The organism is Deltaproteobacteria bacterium, from assembly GCA_016874755.1.
Classification (GTDB): domain Bacteria; phylum Desulfobacterota; class Binatia; order UBA9968; family UBA9968; genus DP-20.
The window spans coordinates 46,002-58,868 of record VGTH01000033.1; the positions used below are offsets into that span (position 1 = coordinate 46,002).

Sequence of the window (12,867 nt, forward strand, 5' to 3'; positions counted from 1 at the left end):
GATTCCCCATGGCGTTGACGATTAAAGATGCGTAGCGCCGAGTATTTGTAACGCCCGTGGGTGTCGGTGCTAAACCGCCGATTGATATCTAAATGACCCGGCGTCACGGCAGCAGAGAAAAAGATGTTCGGTGGAGCCCTGACCTCGGGTAATTTTCGGCGAAATCTAAAGTCGATAGAAGCGCTTCGCGTTATCGTAGATCGTTTTCTTCTTCGTTATTGGGCTTAGATCTTTCCTGGAAAAGTGTTCCTTGACCAGCTTTTTCATGTCGGTGCGTGTCGCTTCGTGGGGGAAGTCGGAGGCCCACAAGAGGCAGTCGTCGCCCAGCAGCTCGACGTCGCGTTTTGTCGTGGTCTCTTCGCCGCATTGAAAGTAGAGCTGTTTGCGCGCGAGGAGTTCGCTCGGCAGAATCGGCCGTTCTTTGGGTGACACGCGTTCTAGCCGTTCTTCGATTTTGCTAATTAGAAACGGCGTCCAACCGCAGCCGGCTTCGAGAAATCCCAGGCGTAAGTTTTTCAGCTTGTTCATGACACCGGAGAACATGATGTTGGTGAACTGGCGCATTTGTGGGATCACGTGAGTCAACGTCGCGGCTTCGTTGGGTACGAGATAGCGGTCGTTATCTCGCAGCGAGTTGCAGGAGTGAATCGATAAGGCGCAGCCGAGCTTGTCGGCCTCCTGGAATACAGGCCAGAATTGTTTGTGGCCGAGCGGCAGCGACAACCCCTCGGCGGGCACGATGCCGCCGACAGTGCCGTATGTTTTCACGGCGCGGCGGAGTTCTTTCACTGCGGCCTGCGGGTCCTGCATCGGCAAGAGCGCCATGCCGCGAAAGCGCTTGTCGTGTTTGAGAAAGCGATCGTGCAAGTAATCGTTGTAGGCGCGGCATAGCTCGACGGCGTAGGGCGGGTTGCCGATCTGGCCGATGTGCATGAAACGAGTGGGGTAAAGAACCGTTAGCTCGAAGCCGCCTTCATCCAATTTGCTGACCCACTCCTGCCAATCGGGCACGCGGAAGTCCGACGGGCGAAAATCATTGGCGGGAATCGAGCGGTGCCAGCCGTGGTGCGGTGTCAACGGAAAATAGAGCATGGCGTCGCGCCGGTTGCGGTAGCCCGGCGACATGTATTCGATGATTTCCTCGTCGGTCTCGCGGATGTGGCCGTCGGCGTCGATGATGCGCGGCTTGGGTTTGCTGGTTTTCATTGTTTGCTCCTCGTCAATGCGCACGAAACATCGGAGCCCTTCGACTGAGCTCAGGGCGAACGGAATCGACCGCTGCCACATATGCTAACGGGGCCAGATTCAGCGACTTTGTCCCAATACCCTGTTGACGAATTGCCGGGCAAAGAACTTATCTGAACCGCCGAGTTTTTTAGCTTCGGTCTCAATCTTGGCGGCGGCGATTAGCGAATCGATGATGGCGATCGAGTATTGGTTGGAAAATGGTTGATCACCTGGCGCACGGTGGCCGGGTCGCCCAAGGAGCTTTTCTTCGTGACCACTGTCGCGACTTTTTCTTGATTGACGCTGAGAAAGTCCAATCCACCCTTGATGCCGCGGAGCATGGGAACAATGTTGTCGCCGTCCGACTCGGCTTATGATCGGTGAATGGTCGACGAACTCTCTCGCATCACGGCGCGCCGCCTCTGGATTCTCCAACGCGAGATTGTCCAGGATCAGTCGTATGCATTCCACCGTAGCCAGCGGATAGTCAGGGTAGAGCACGCTGTAGAAATTGTTTTCGATGGCTGCCAACTGGGGATCGGAAATTTTCATGTACTTGGCGATCATGCGCTCGCTGTCGCTGCGATGCCGCTTCATGAACGCGATGCCTTCGGTGACCGGCAAGCCAGATCATTTTGCCGTCTTCGGTGATCACCGCCGGGGAAAAAGCGCGTTCGTTTTGCCGCGGCGTGCGCTCAAAGTATTGAGCGGCGTTAACGGATAAGGCTGAGAATAGGCACGCTCCCGCGATAGCTGCGGCAAGCAATAGTTTTTTCATAAGAGTTTCCTGATATTTCAATACTCTAATACGCCATCACTCCAATCGGCATCACAGGTCCAGCGTGCTTTCCGCGAACAGTTCTTCGATTTTCATCTTCTTCGTCGTCAGTTTTTGCTCGAAAGAAAACTCGATCAACGTCTCCAGCAGCTTGCGATTGGCTTTGATGCCGTACGGATACGGGTCACGGCCGAAGATTTCTTGGGTCTGGTGTAGATATTCTTTGCCAAAGAAGAGCGCTGACGGGATGCTCTCTTCCAATCTGGCGTTGAAGTGTTCTTTAGCTTTGACGAAGCCGCTATAGAGATTGAATGCGACCCAGGGATATTTACGGTAGATATCGCCGCGGATGGTGTAAGCGTGATTGACGGGTAGAAAACCCCACTTGTTGAAGAAGCGTTTGCCCTCGGCAATCCTATCAATAAAAAGCATCTTCACTTTGCTCCAGTCGCCCTCCGCGCCGGTGATCTTGTGCGAGCGGCCGAGCTGGCTGGGGGAGTTTTTCCATGGGCTGTTGATCGCCGCGACGTCCAGCTCGTGGTGCACCAGCATCGATGCCAAGCTTTTCTCAGGGGGCACACGATGAAACGCAATGTTCTTCGGTGGCGTGAATCCGGTGACGCCGCCGTGGCTCATCTCCTCGGTGCGCTCCATGTACCAATCAAGCTTGTGCTGCGACACGCCGAAATCATGTTCGAGAATGCCGCGCTGCCAGAGCGCAGCGGTTTGCTGATACTCGCTGACACCGATCCGTTTGCCCACGATATCTTGCGGTTTGGTGATGCCGGAGTCGGTATGAACGGAAAGCTCGGTGTGAAACAGCCGGCGGCTGGGAAACACCGGCAGGGCAATCATGTCGAGGCCGCGCTCGCGGCCGATCAAGTAAGACGACATCGACATCTCGCCGACGGGGAATTCTAGATCGCGCAACTGGCGCAGGAAAGTCTCGGACGGATGCGAATAGGTCGGTTCGAACTCGATGCCTTCGGCCTTGACGATGCCGCGCATCAACGGCTCGACGCGTTCGTTGTAGGCGGAGATGATGCCGAGTTTGAGAGTTGCCATTGTGGGGGTTCTCTTTCGGACATGGCTCGCGCAGAGGCGCAGAGCGCGCAGGGCTCGGAAAATTTTCTTTCTCTGCGAACTCCGCGTCTCTGCGCGAAATATTCTTAAGTCTTCAAGTGTCCAACGTGCTTTCGGCGAATAGTTCTTCGATTTTCATCTTGCGCGGCGTCAACCCTTGCTCGCAAGAAAATCCGGTAATCATGTCGAGCATGGCACGGTTGGCCTTGATGCCGAATGGGAACGGGTCTTCACCAATTAGCTCGCGGGTTTTGGCGGTATATTCCTGACCGAACATGAGTGCGGTTGGAATCTGCTCGGTGAGTTTTTGATTGGCTAGAGCCTTGGCGCGCACGAATCCGTCATACAATTTCGCGGCGAGCCACGGATGTTGGCGGTGGATGTCGCCGCGGATAATGTAGGCGTGATTCACCGGCAGAAAGCCGTGCTTGCGGTAGAAGCGCGCGCCCTCGGCCATGCGGTCGGGAAACAGCGGACGAATCTTGCTCAAATCGTCGCCGCCGATGCGGCTTGAACGGTCTAATGTATTGGCTTGCCGCACCCACGGACTAGAAACATGCGCCACGTCCAATTCGTGCGCCATCAGCGTCGACTTGAGGCTTTTGCTTCGATCGATACGGCTAAAGGAAATTCCTTCCGGCGGTTTGAAGCCGGTGGCGCCGCCGTGGCTCATCTCTTCGCTGCGCTCCATGTACCAGTGAATTTTGTACTGCGATACGCCGAAGTCGTGTTCGAGAATGCCACGAATCCACAGCGCCGCTGTTTGCTGGTATTCGGCTACGCCGAGCTTTTTACCGCCGAGATCCTCCGGCTTCGTGATACCCGAGTCGAGGTGATACGAGAGTTCGGTTTGAAATAGCCGCCGACTGGGAAACGCCGGCAGCGCGATCATATCGGCGCCCTGCGAGCGGGCGATTAGAAAAGACGACATCGACATCTCAGCGACTTCGAACTCGCCGAATTTCAATTGTCGCCAAAACGTCTCCGCCGGATGCGAGTACGTAGGGATCAGCTCGACGCCATCGACCTTGATGGTGCCGTTCATGAACGGCTCGACGCGCTCGTTGTAGGCGGAGATGAAACCTAGTGTAAGTTGGTCCATTTTTGCCTGTCGCTCGATGTGAGAAATGCTTTTTCACCACGAAGCACACGAAGGAGACGAAGTTCGGAAACTATTTTCTTCTCTTGCCTCCGTGAACTTCGTGCCCTTCGTGGTGAATCTTTTCCCTTGGATTATTACTTATCATAGCCGGGGATCGACCAGATCTCGTAGAGCAGTTCCATGCGCCGGAACATGTGTTTGCGGGTTTGCTCTTGCAGATCCGGTGAGTGGAGGTATTTGGTGGCGATTTCCTCGGCCAGGCTGCTGTGATCTTCGTCGGCTTCCGCGTGCACGGTGAAGAAACGGACATCGTCGGGTTTCATTTTATAGTTCTTGAGCAAGCCATGGCCAATCGCCGCAGCAGCCGGGCCAAAGGTGCCCTCGGCGCCAATCTGGATCGACATAACGACAAACCAGGGCAGCGTGTGGATGATCAGCTCGACATAGTAAAGATGCGCCGCCGTCGACGGCCGCAGCTCAGCATTTTCTAGTTCCTTCTGACTGACGCCGATCGAGTTAGCGAAGCGGATGGCCAATTCGTTATGGCCGGCGCTTCCCGTGTCCATGCCGCGAGTCTCTTCCTCGACCACGCCCCAGAGCTTCTGCGCGATTTCCGGATCGGTGCAGGCGAGATATCTCAGCATGGCGATGCGCGGCACAGCGGCGCGAAACTGATAATCCTGAATCGTCCAGGCGCGAATGTCGTCCAGCGACGCCGTGCCGTTGCCGACGGCCTTCAGAAACGGATGATTAATGCGAATCTTGGGAAACGTCTGAATGTCTTTCTTGATCTGCGCAACCCATTCTTTGGATGTGGCCATGAGAAAACCTCCCGAACGAATTAATTACTGGAGTGGGTGGGTAGGCCCCCAGCAACTCCAACACTCGACTACTCCAAGCCGTTTTTTCTCAGTCTATCGACAAAATATTCCCAGCCGCGCAGCGGGAAACGCTGGTCGGCGTTGTAAACTTCTAGTTCTTCCGCGCTCAGATATTTCGGTTGGCCGTGCAGCAGCGCCAGGTGATTCCATTCGCCGAGCATGGCCAATCTGGTGGTGCGCTCGATCATCTGCTCGATGCTTTCGCCGACCACCGCGTCGCCGTGCGCACGCATGAGGACCGCCGGTCCGTTGCCTAATGCTTTGGCTAGATCATTGCCGCGCTCGATGGTGCGCACGAGCCCCACCCCTTCATAGACCGGCGGCCCGTCGGCGGAAAGAAATTTACCGTAATGGTGCAGCGGTTTCAGCTTGATCGGCAGCACACTAAAGATCGTGCTCCATTTCGAATGGGTGTGGGCGACGCTGACGATCTCCGGCCGCGCTTTGAGAATGCACGCATGAATCGGCCATTCGTTGGGCGGCGTGGTTGCGCCGTCGAGATGGTTGCCGGCAAAGTCCTGCATGATCAGCCGAGAGCGCGTGACTGAGCCCGGGCTGATATTAGCGATGGTAATGAACGCGTCGTAGTTGGGCACGCGCGCGCAGACGTGACCATAGCCATCGGTAACGCCTTCGTTGTCGAGAATATGGCAAGAGGTGATGAGCTTGTCGGTTAATTCTTTTAGCTCTGAAGAATCGAGTGTTGGCACATTTTTGCGACTGGCTGCCATATTGGCGAATCTACTTTGGCGAAGTTGAACCTGTCAAACGCGACGATCGCCCAGCCGGCTCAAAAAATATTCCCAGGGGCGCGCCGGAAAGGATCGGTCGCCGGCGAAAGTCGCAAGCTCGCCTTCGGTCAAATAATCCGGCCCGCCGTGCACCGCTGCCATATGGGCAAGCTCACCCAAAAAGGCCAGCTGCACAGTGCGCAGCACCGCCTGCTCGACGCTGGCGCCGACCACTGCGTCGCCGTGGGCGCGCAGCAACGTCGACGCGCCGTCTTGCAGAGACTGCGCCAGTGCTTGGCCGCGGTCGACTGAGGTGACCAAACCAGCGTGCGGATAAATCGGCGCGCCACTTACCGGAAGAAACCGGCCGTACATGTGCGCCGGCCGCAGGCTTCTTTTGAGCACGCTGAACAGCGCGCTCCATTTAGAGTGGGTGTGGCAAACACTGTTCACATCGGGACGCGCCTTTAGAATACAGGCATGAATCGGCCATTCGTAGGGCGCCGGTTGCGCACCGCCGAGAAAGTTGCCATCGAAATCCAACAACACGAGCTTGTCGAGCGAGGCGCAGCCCGGGCTCACCTGAGCGATGGTGATGAAGGCATCGTGCCCGGGTATCCGCATGCTGACATGACCGAAGCCATCGGTGATTCCTTCACGATCGAGGATGAGGCAAGCATTGACGACTTTAGCTTTGATTTCTTTGAGCTCGGGGGAGTTGAAATAAGGACCTCGGTAAACGGTAGTCATTCTCGCTCCTGACTTGTGACACAGAGTAGAACGGTTCTAAACGCGGTGGCATCGAGAGTCAAGGCAAAAGCCGAGCTGAGTTCCGCTTTGGCGGCGAATCGGGCATAATTTGTGATCAGCGATGGCTAACCGGCGAATCACTTTGCGGCTCCATCCGTTTGCGCGGCCAAGTGTCGGGGTGGAGGGGGTCCACGCAGGCATCGCCCGCAAACAAAACCAATTGATATTTCGCTATCGGCTCGATGGTAACCTGGCGCTGTTGCGACTGCCGAAACTCGCCGCACCAGTTCACGCCGATGGTCTTTGGCAACATACTTGTTTCGAGGCATTTGTGGGCGTCAGGGGCAGCGCGGCTTACTATGAATTTAACTTCTCGCCATCGCGGCAGTGGGCTGTTTACGAGTTTCGCAGTTATCGCGACGGCGTCCCGCTGCGCGCGTCCGACTGGGCGCCGGAACTCTCAGTGCGCTATGCTGGCAACTGCTTGGAGCTTGAAGCCGTTGTTCCGCTCGAGCCGCTAGCGTGGATAACAGCGGGCGCGCGGCTACACGTTGGCTTAACTGCAGTGATCGAAGGCGGCGATGGGGAGCTCTCCTATTGGGCGCTCAAGCACCCCGCTGATAAGCCAGATTTTCATCACCCGGAGTCTTTTTTGTTGCAGCTCGCACTTGGCAATGAGAGCGCTTAGAATCGACGATGATGAAATTTGGCATCGATCGATTTCTCGAGGAACCGGCACTGCGCAAGCGGCTTGCCGGCAGGCGCGTTGCGTTGCTTGCCCATCCGGCATCGGTGACGCGCGATCTGGTGCATTCACTCGATGCGCTGGTGGCCATTCCCGAGGTCAAATTGACTGCTGCCTTTGGCCCGCAGCATGGCCTGCGCGGCGACAAGCAGGACAACATGATCGAGTCGCCGGACTATGTCGATCCGGTGCACGGCATTCCCGTGTTCAGTTTGTACGGCGAAGTGCGCCGGCCGACGACGGCGATGATGGATTGTTTCGATGTTTTACTCGTCGATCTCCAGGATGTGGGCTGCCGCATCTACACCTTCATTACCACGTTACGATACGTGCTTGAGGCGGCGGCGCAGCACAAGAAAACGGTGTGGGTGCTCGATCGGCCGAATCCGGTGGGCCGGCCAGTGGAAGGCTTATTGCTCCGCTCGGGTTGGGAGAGTTTTGTCGGTGCCGGACCGCTACCGATGCGGCATGGTTTGACGTTAGGGGAACTGGGCACTTGGTTCGCGAAGACGTTGCAGCTCGACGTTGATTACCAGGTCATCGCAATGGAAGGGTGGCAACCCGACACCGGCCCGGGCTATGGCTGGCCGTTGTGTGAGCGTAGCTGGGTCAACCCGAGCCCGAACGCGGCCAATCTGTCGATGGCGCGCTGCTACGCCGGCACAGTGATGCTCGAAGGCACGACGCTGTCGGAGGGGCGTGGCACGACGCGGCCGCTTGAACTGTTTGGTGCGCCGGACATCGAACCGAGGAAATTGCTCGCCAAGATGGAATCCCTCGCGCCAGAGTGGCTGCGCGGCTGCAGCCTGCGCGAATGCTGGTTTGAGCCGACGTTTCATAAACATGCAGGGAAGCTCTGTGCTGGTGTGCAAATCCACGTCGACGATCTGGGCTACGATCATCAAGCGTTCAAGCCTTGGCGCTTGATGGCGCTGGCACTCAAAGCGCTGAAGCTATTGCGACCGGACTATGAGCTATGGCGCGACTTTCCCTACGAATACGAACGCGAACGGTTAGCGATCGATTTGATCAACGGTAGCGAGTTGTTGCGGCGGTGGGTGAATGATGGTGGAGCTTCGCCAGCGGATCTAGAGAAAATCGCCACGAAAGATGAACATCAGTGGCTCGAAGAAAGACGTGCATTGCTCTCCTATTCTTGAATATTTATTTCAGCCCCAGACTCTTTACGAACCCACTCTCGTCCAGTTCTTTTACGATACTGTCGTCGAGAATCTCTTCCGCCTTAACGTCCTTTACTTTCGGATTGTCGCGCGCGGTGAATTCAATCAGTGTTTTCCAGCCGCGGTTGACGGGGTAGGGGACTTTGCTGCGGATTTTCAGGATGTAGACATCGTAGGCGATTTCTAGGAGCTCGTCGTCGTTCACGCCGGTATAGGCCGCGAGGATTTTCTTAGACTGTGCTTTGTTGTCAAGGTTCCATTTGATCGCTTCGAGATAAGCTTTCATGAAGTTGACGACCACCGGTCGTTTTGTTTGCAGATACTTCTTTGTGGTGGCTATGCCGTTAAACGGAAAGTCTTCGCCGAGCTTGGAAACGTCGATCAGCGTGTTGAATCCCTCGCGTTGAAGCATCTTGCCAAAGGAATTGCCCAATCCCATGGCCGCCGCGACCACCTGCTTCTGCTGCAGCGCGGTATAGGTTTCGCGCAGGCCGCCCGTGTAGAGAATCCGCACGTCTTTGTCTGGGACTAGCCCATGATGGGTGAGCCCGAAGCGCGCCCAGTAATCCGTGTTGGCGCCGCGTCGAGTTACTCCCACGGCTTTGCCTTTCAAATCGGCGATGGTTTTGATCTCGGGGCGCGAGATCACTTGTGCCGCCATGCTGTTGATCGTCGTGGCGATGAAGGCCATATCGATGCCCGCTGCCTTGCCGAAGAGCGCGGCCGAGCCGCCAATCTGGCCGATATGAATGTCGCCGGCGATCATGACCTGAACGATGCGTGTGCTGCCGCCAAGGTAGACCGTGCTGACGTCGAGGCCGTATTTTTCAAATAGATTGGCCCTGGCAGCGCTGACGAGTGTCCATTCCGCCGGGCTGATTGACGAATAGCCGGCGACGAGCTTTTCGGCGGTGAAAGCGGGTGCCGCGGCTGTCCCCAGGAAAGCGGCCAGGACAAAAATCACGGTGAGCATCTTCATTGGCACCTCACGTAACGAGACCGCTCCTATCAAAGCTACGGCGCACCGGTCAAGCAATTTTCTTATCCTTAGGAATCAAGCGAGCCAGTTCTCCGAAGGCTGAGAAAGAATTGGTGTGACGGCGCTTATCCTCCTGGGAGCGAAAGCGTTACCCTGCTGGCATTTCTCTTGCTCTAATCAACCCTTAGATTCGCTCTTAAGCACGACCGAAGGAGGGTAAGCATGTTCACAGACAAGATAGAGTTAAAAGACTACGACGAGATGGACCAAGAATATAAAGATCTTATGGCGCATGTGCTGTGCATTCAAGCCGACTGCGAAATCGGCGGGCCGCACCTCTACGTTGAAAAGATGTTACCGGCGGCGCCGACCAAACTCGATCAACTGATCGTCGCGCGCACCGCCGGGGAAGAGATCGATCACTACCGCAAGGTGGCAAAAGTTGCTGGCGACATTGGCATCGATGTTTCGTTTGTTTTAAGTCAACCCAACGAAAAGCGTTTCGTCGATACTTTCCGTGGTTTGATTACGACCTGGGAAGACAACGCTGTCTTCGGTTTCTTGATCGACCGCGTCGGCCGTTATCAGCTCGAAGAGTTCTACGATTGCAGCTATTTGCCGCTGCAGCGCATTTTGCCCGATATCGTGACCGAAGAGTTGGGCCATATCGAGTACGGTTACAACAAAACGCTGGAGCTCGTGCAGTCCGGCGATGAGGGCAAAGCCAAAGCCCAGCGTGCGGTCGATTTCTGGTATGTGCGCGCGCTGGATATGTTTGGTCGCACCGGTTCGAAGCGCTCTGAGCGCTATCGTCACTGGGGCTTGAAGCGCCGCTCCAACGAGCAAGCGCGGCAGGATTATATGAATGAGGTCGGGCCGATCCTCACTGGCATGGGGCTGAAAGTTCCCGATCCGAATAAAGGCCGCCGCTACATGTAAGGAGGAGAAACTATGCCAACGCCAGTCGCCAATCTAGATAAATTGGACCAGCATCTTACCGAAGTGGTGCGCGCGCTGTACGGCGCGGTCAAAACCGGGATATCGCACACCGATGATCCCAAAGTCGTCGACGGGTCGATCAAAGATTGCAAGGAGATCCTCGACGAAATCATGGCCGGCAGAGTCAAAGAATGGATCAACTGAAATCGGAAAAAAGAAGGGGTTGGTTAGCAGTGAGGCGGTAGTCTAAATCAAGTTCCACAAATCTTTGATCTTGCGCACCAGCGTGCGCTCGCATTCGGCTTCGCGGCCGTCAGTGTAGACCTGAGTTTGCGACAGACGGAAGATCAACACGCGGGCGCCTTTGGTCAAGCGCAGGATGAAAGTATGAGAATCCTCCTCGAACTCGACCTGGGTGTCAACCTCCGGATCGGTCCGCCGGGCGATCTCTGTCGCCCAAGCGGAAAGATCCGGCACGGCGGCGTCGCCGCGTTGCGGGCTTAACATATTACCCGGCGCTGTGGCTTACTTTCTCTTGTACAGCCCATCGATGAAGCCGCTCTGGTCGAGTTCGCGAATGAAAGTATTGTCGACGAACTGCTCCGGCTTGGCGTTCTTGGCGCGTGGGTCGCGTTCGGCGATGTCCTCGATCACAGTCTTAAGCCCTTCGATGCTCGGGTATTGTTTTTTCGGATAGAGCGCTTCGCTCATGACATTCTCGTAACTCTTTTCGAGGGTCTCGCGGTCGAGGCTACTGCCCATGTAGCGCGATAACGCTTTGATCGTGATTTCCTTGTCGTTCCACATGCGCGCCACCGCTTCCACATGAGCGCGGACATACCGGCGCACGGTATCGGGCTGTTCCTTGATGAAACGTTTGGTCGTCGCGACACCGGTATGCTGAAAGACCACGCCAATCTTCGCGACGTCGACGAGTGTGGCGAGGCCTTTTTTCTCCGCGGTAAAGCTAGACGGCGGATTGATCACCGCCGCGGTGACTCTGCCGGTCATCAGGGCGCCCAACCGCTCAGGGCCGCTGCCGACCTGCATGAGGGTTACGTCTTTGCCCACGGTGAGTCCGACTTTGCGCAGCGCCAGGCGCGCGATGGTATCGGTTGCCGAGCCAAAACGGCTGATGGCTAGAGTGCCGCCTTTCAGCTGTTCAAGGCTCTTTACCCCCGGTTTACCCATCAGCACATAGTTCAAGCCGGTGATACCGGCGGCAACAAACACCGCGTCCGAGCCCGCCATGACGCTGTTGACTAGGCCAGGGCCCGAGACTTGGGTGATCGGCACATCGCCCGAGACCAGCGCCAATATGGCGGTGGTGCCTCCGGTGAAGAAGATGACCTGGGCATCCAGGCCATTCTTGGTAAACACGCCGGCTTCTTTGGCGACCCAAGCCGGCAGTTGGTCGGCGCTGGCAGCGCTGTAGCCGACGTTGAGTCGGGTGAGTTGGGCGTTGGTGGCGGACGACCAAAACAGAGTCATCAACAGCACGGCCAGCGTTGCGAAAGTTTTCAACATCACATTTCTCTCCTCTAGACAAAGCTCGATTGTGGGGAAGACTAACAAGGCCGAGGGGTCGAAACAAGAAAGCCCCCGTTGGGACGAGGGCTTTCGATTGTGGGTGGCAATGAACAGACTACTCGCCGTACTTCTCGGCGCGGAACGGTTTGTGACAGGCGCCGCAGGTGTCGCCCAGAGCTTTGAGCTTGGCGCTAACCGCGCTCTCGTCGCCGGCCTTTGCGGCCGAGATCAACTCACCGGCCGCCTTGCTCAGGTTCTTGGCGGCCTTGCCGAAGTCGTCAGACTTCTCCCAAATCTCCGGTTTTGCCTTGGTCTTGCCGGTGGTGCTACCGGCAGGGAAGAGGCTGACTATCTTGTCGGCGGTTCCCATGACATCTTTGGCTTTGGCTTCCACAGTCGCGTAGTTTTTTTCTTCCACGGCGGCTTTGATGGCTTTGTTGGCCGCGCTGAGGTCCTTCATGGCCTGCTGTCTTTTCTCGTTGATATTGGCTTGGGCGTGGACGTGCGACGTTGCCGCAAGGGCAATGACGCCGAAGAGCGCTCCCGCTAGAATTTTTCCGACCATTCGATTTTATCTCCTTTCAAACCTTTGAGAGAACGTTAACTACCGCGATTTACTTTTTTTACGGCATTGAGAAGATGTTCCGTCGAAAGCAGGTCCTTTTCCGTGTTGGTCGGGCGGATATCGTAGTATTGGATCACACCTTCTTTGTCGACGATGATGTACGAACGCTTGGCGACTCGCCGCGCCTCATCCCAGACGCCATAGGCTTGCATGATTTTGCCATCGCGGTCGCTGAGTAGCGGATAAACGATTTTCGCAAAATCCCCGAGCTATGATCAAAGCGTGTGGAAATAGGAAATAGGTAGGCGTACCCTTTCGCGAATCTAAAAACGAAAGGCTGCCTGTTGGCGCAGACAGGAAAGGATACGCCGATGAG

At 56.2% G+C, this 12,867-nt stretch carries 16 protein-coding genes; 4 read left to right on the plus strand and 12 right to left on the minus strand.

What is annotated here, in order from left to right; genetic code table 11:
* Window positions 1–165: 165 nt before the first annotated feature.
* The 7 genes from FJ145_18655 to FJ145_18685 form a co-directional block, all read right to left on the minus strand.
* Window positions 166–1,287 (minus strand): amidohydrolase, encoded by a 1,122-nt coding sequence (locus tag FJ145_18655; protein MBM4263437.1) that lies wholly within the window; start codon window positions 1,285–1,287, stop codon window positions 166–168.
* A gap of 18 nt (window positions 1,288–1,305) precedes the next feature.
* Window positions 1,306–1,851: a hypothetical protein gene (locus FJ145_18660; GenBank protein ID MBM4263438.1), complete on the minus strand. Its 546-nt coding sequence runs from the start codon at window positions 1,849–1,851 to the stop codon at window positions 1,306–1,308.
* Window positions 1,852–2,056: 205 nt separating this feature from the next.
* Complete coding sequence (locus tag FJ145_18665) at window positions 2,057–3,070, minus strand: phosphate/phosphite/phosphonate ABC transporter substrate-binding protein (GenBank protein MBM4263439.1); 1,014 nt, start codon at window positions 3,068–3,070, stop codon at window positions 2,057–2,059.
* A gap of 112 nt (window positions 3,071–3,182) precedes the next feature.
* On the minus strand, window positions 3,183–4,190 hold the full coding sequence (locus FJ145_18670; GenBank protein MBM4263440.1) for a hypothetical protein: 1,008 nt from the start codon (window positions 4,188–4,190) through the stop codon (window positions 3,183–3,185).
* A 134-nt stretch (window positions 4,191–4,324) separates the two neighbouring features.
* Window positions 4,325–5,011, minus strand: a complete 687-nt coding sequence (locus FJ145_18675) for a hypothetical protein (GenBank protein MBM4263441.1) — start codon at window positions 5,009–5,011, stop codon at window positions 4,325–4,327.
* 68 nt (window positions 5,012–5,079) lie between these two features.
* Window positions 5,080–5,802: a class II aldolase/adducin family protein gene (locus tag FJ145_18680; protein ID MBM4263442.1), complete on the minus strand. Its 723-nt coding sequence runs from the start codon at window positions 5,800–5,802 to the stop codon at window positions 5,080–5,082.
* A 33-nt stretch (window positions 5,803–5,835) separates the two neighbouring features.
* The gene (locus tag FJ145_18685) at window positions 5,836–6,552 is read right to left on the minus strand and encodes a class II aldolase/adducin family protein (protein MBM4263443.1); all 717 of its coding nucleotides are present in this window, start codon (window positions 6,550–6,552) and stop codon (window positions 5,836–5,838) included.
* Window positions 6,553–6,673: 121 nt separating this feature from the next.
* Between FJ145_18685 and FJ145_18690 the strand changes: the two genes are divergently transcribed.
* Together FJ145_18690 and FJ145_18695 are read left to right on the plus strand one after the other, a co-directional pair.
* The gene (locus FJ145_18690; protein MBM4263444.1) at window positions 6,674–7,240 is read left to right on the plus strand and encodes a DOMON-like domain-containing protein; all 567 of its coding nucleotides are present in this window, start codon (window positions 6,674–6,676) and stop codon (window positions 7,238–7,240) included.
* A gap of 11 nt (window positions 7,241–7,251) precedes the next feature.
* Window positions 7,252–8,457 carry a DUF1343 domain-containing protein gene (locus FJ145_18695; protein MBM4263445.1) on the plus strand — a complete coding sequence of 402 codons (1,206 nt, stop codon included), beginning with the start codon at window positions 7,252–7,254 and terminating at the stop codon, window positions 8,455–8,457.
* A 4-nt stretch (window positions 8,458–8,461) separates the two neighbouring features.
* Here the strand turns inward: FJ145_18695 and FJ145_18700 are convergent, their stop codons facing one another.
* On the minus strand, window positions 8,462–9,457 hold the full coding sequence (locus FJ145_18700) for an ABC transporter substrate-binding protein (GenBank protein ID MBM4263446.1): 996 nt from the start codon (window positions 9,455–9,457) through the stop codon (window positions 8,462–8,464).
* A 222-nt stretch (window positions 9,458–9,679) separates the two neighbouring features.
* Here FJ145_18700 and FJ145_18705 point away from each other — a divergent pair, with 222 nt between their 5' ends.
* Complete coding sequence (locus FJ145_18705) at window positions 9,680–10,396, plus strand: hypothetical protein (GenBank protein MBM4263447.1); 717 nt, start codon at window positions 9,680–9,682, stop codon at window positions 10,394–10,396.
* A gap of 12 nt (window positions 10,397–10,408) precedes the next feature.
* Complete coding sequence (locus FJ145_18710; GenBank protein ID MBM4263448.1) at window positions 10,409–10,600, plus strand: hypothetical protein; 192 nt, start codon at window positions 10,409–10,411, stop codon at window positions 10,598–10,600.
* A gap of 42 nt (window positions 10,601–10,642) precedes the next feature.
* Here FJ145_18710 and FJ145_18715 read toward each other — a convergent pair whose 3' ends face one another.
* From FJ145_18715 to FJ145_18730, 4 genes are all read right to left on the minus strand, one after another.
* Window positions 10,643–10,903, minus strand: coding sequence for a hypothetical protein (locus FJ145_18715; protein MBM4263449.1), 261 nt, complete (start codon window positions 10,901–10,903; stop codon window positions 10,643–10,645).
* 18 nt (window positions 10,904–10,921) lie between these two features.
* The gene (locus FJ145_18720) at window positions 10,922–11,923 is read right to left on the minus strand and encodes an ABC transporter substrate-binding protein (protein MBM4263450.1); all 1,002 of its coding nucleotides are present in this window, start codon (window positions 11,921–11,923) and stop codon (window positions 10,922–10,924) included.
* 118 nt (window positions 11,924–12,041) lie between these two features.
* Window positions 12,042–12,491 carry a cytochrome c gene (locus FJ145_18725; protein MBM4263451.1) on the minus strand — a complete coding sequence of 150 codons (450 nt, stop codon included), beginning with the start codon at window positions 12,489–12,491 and terminating at the stop codon, window positions 12,042–12,044.
* Between the two features lie 35 nt (window positions 12,492–12,526).
* Window positions 12,527–12,703, minus strand: coding sequence for a hypothetical protein (locus tag FJ145_18730; GenBank protein MBM4263452.1), 177 nt, complete (start codon window positions 12,701–12,703; stop codon window positions 12,527–12,529).
* Between the last annotated feature and the right edge of the window lie 164 nt (window positions 12,704–12,867).

Bases quoted from the DNA above. Each gene is read 5' to 3' on its own strand.
- FJ145_18675 (MBM4263441.1), bottom strand. From the start codon at position 5,011: ATGGCCACATCCAAAGAATGGGTTGCGCAGATCAAGAAAGACATTCAG.
- FJ145_18695 (MBM4263445.1), top strand. From the start codon at position 7,252: ATGAAATTTGGCATCGATCGATTTCTCGAGGAACCGGCACTGCGCAAG.
- FJ145_18690 (MBM4263444.1), top strand. From the start codon at position 6,674: ATGGCTAACCGGCGAATCACTTTGCGGCTCCATCCGTTTGCGCGGCCA.
- FJ145_18715 (MBM4263449.1), bottom strand. From the start codon at position 10,903: ATGTTAAGCCCGCAACGCGGCGACGCCGCCGTGCCGGATCTTTCCGCT.
- FJ145_18685 (MBM4263443.1), bottom strand. From the start codon at position 6,552: ATGACTACCGTTTACCGAGGTCCTTATTTCAACTCCCCCGAGCTCAAA.
- FJ145_18670 (MBM4263440.1), bottom strand. From the start codon at position 4,190: ATGGACCAACTTACACTAGGTTTCATCTCCGCCTACAACGAGCGCGTC.
- FJ145_18700 (MBM4263446.1), bottom strand. From the start codon at position 9,457: ATGAAGATGCTCACCGTGATTTTTGTCCTGGCCGCTTTCCTGGGGACA.
- FJ145_18730 (MBM4263452.1), bottom strand. From the start codon at position 12,703: ATGCAAGCCTATGGCGTCTGGGATGAGGCGCGGCGAGTCGCCAAGCGT.
- FJ145_18665 (MBM4263439.1), bottom strand. From the start codon at position 3,070: ATGGCAACTCTCAAACTCGGCATCATCTCCGCCTACAACGAACGCGTC.
- FJ145_18710 (MBM4263448.1), top strand. From the start codon at position 10,409: ATGCCAACGCCAGTCGCCAATCTAGATAAATTGGACCAGCATCTTACC.
- FJ145_18720 (MBM4263450.1), bottom strand. From the start codon at position 11,923: ATGTTGAAAACTTTCGCAACGCTGGCCGTGCTGTTGATGACTCTGTTT.
- FJ145_18680 (MBM4263442.1), bottom strand. From the start codon at position 5,802: ATGGCAGCCAGTCGCAAAAATGTGCCAACACTCGATTCTTCAGAGCTA.
- FJ145_18655 (MBM4263437.1), bottom strand. From the start codon at position 1,287: ATGTGGCAGCGGTCGATTCCGTTCGCCCTGAGCTCAGTCGAAGGGCTC.
- FJ145_18705 (MBM4263447.1), top strand. From the start codon at position 9,680: ATGTTCACAGACAAGATAGAGTTAAAAGACTACGACGAGATGGACCAA.
- FJ145_18725 (MBM4263451.1), bottom strand. From the start codon at position 12,491: ATGGTCGGAAAAATTCTAGCGGGAGCGCTCTTCGGCGTCATTGCCCTT.